Source organism: Teichococcus deserti, from assembly GCF_001982615.1.
Taxonomy (GTDB): Bacteria; Pseudomonadota; Alphaproteobacteria; order Acetobacterales; family Acetobacteraceae; genus Pseudoroseomonas; species Pseudoroseomonas deserti.
Map to the genome: position 1 here is coordinate 1 of NZ_MLCO01000520.1, position 1,013 is coordinate 1,013.

A 1,013-nucleotide genomic window follows, 5' to 3' on the forward strand; every position below is an offset into this window, starting at 1 on the left:
CGGCCTGCCGGTGGCGCTCGGCCTGCTCTGGCTGCACGCCGCCGAGGCCGCCGGCTGGTCCGCGCACGGGCTGGACTTCCCCGGCCATTTCCTGATCGCGCTGGAAGGCCGGCCCGGGGGGCTGGGCGGCGGCGCGGTGGTCGACCCCTTCCATGGCGGCGGGCCGCTGCAGGCGCCGGAGCTGCGCGCCCTGCTGAAGGCGATGCAGGGCCCGCAGGCCGAGCTGCAGCCGGGCATGCTGGGGCCCGTCGCGCGGCGCGACGTGCTGCTGCGGCTGCAGAACAACATCAAGCTGCGGCGGCTGCGCGCCGGCGACCTGGCCGGCGCGCTGGCCTGCACCGAGGACATGCTGCGCTTCGCCCCCGACGCCGCGCCGCTGTGGCGCGAGGCGGCGCTGATGCACCAGCGGCTGGACCGCATCGGCGCCGCGCTGCAATGCCTGGACCGCTTCCTGGCCCTGGTGCCGGAGGGCGACGCCGCGGAGCGCGCCCGGGCGCTGGCGGTGGAGCTGCGCCAGCGCCTGCACTGAGGCAGGGCCGGCCCGCTTCAGGCTAGTTGACGTCCTCGGTCGGCGAGACGCCCCAGATATCGCTGCGCTTGATGTAGCCGCGGTGGTCGGCGATCTGCACCTCGCACCAATGGCTCTCGGCGCGGCAATGGCGGATGCGGCCGACCACACCGGGCATCAGGCGCGCGACGACGCTGCTGCCCTCGCCCTCGCTGCGGTGCAGGCTGCGCTCGGCGCCACGCACCAGGAAGGTGCGGCGGCCGGCCAGGGTCGACTGGTGCACCCAGCCCTCGGTGCCGTCGATGTCGCGGATGCGGCGCCACTGGTTGTATTCGCGGATAATCTCCACCGGCATGTCGCGCCGCTGGTAGGTCCACTCGATCGGGAAGCGGGTGTCCGGGCCGATCCGCAGATTGACCTCGTCGCTGCGCAGCGAGACGAAGCGCGGCACCGGCAGTCCGGTCACCGTGCCGGTCGGCGGCGCGGCAGCGGCCGGCGGCGGCTC

The 1,013-nt window shown here is 75.0% G+C and carries 2 protein-coding genes; one reads left to right on the forward strand and one right to left on the reverse strand.

Annotation, left to right across the window (positions count from 1 at the left end; genetic code table 11):
- A partial coding sequence (locus tag BKE38_RS29670) for a transglutaminase family protein (RefSeq protein WP_131829808.1) occupies window positions 1–529 on the forward strand: 529 nt, incomplete at its 5' end.
- 22 nt (window positions 530–551) lie between these two features.
- Here the strand turns inward: BKE38_RS29670 and BKE38_RS29675 are convergent.
- Window positions 552–1,013: SH3 domain-containing protein (locus BKE38_RS29675; RefSeq protein WP_076960671.1), on the reverse strand; the 462-nt coding region annotated here is incomplete at its 5' end.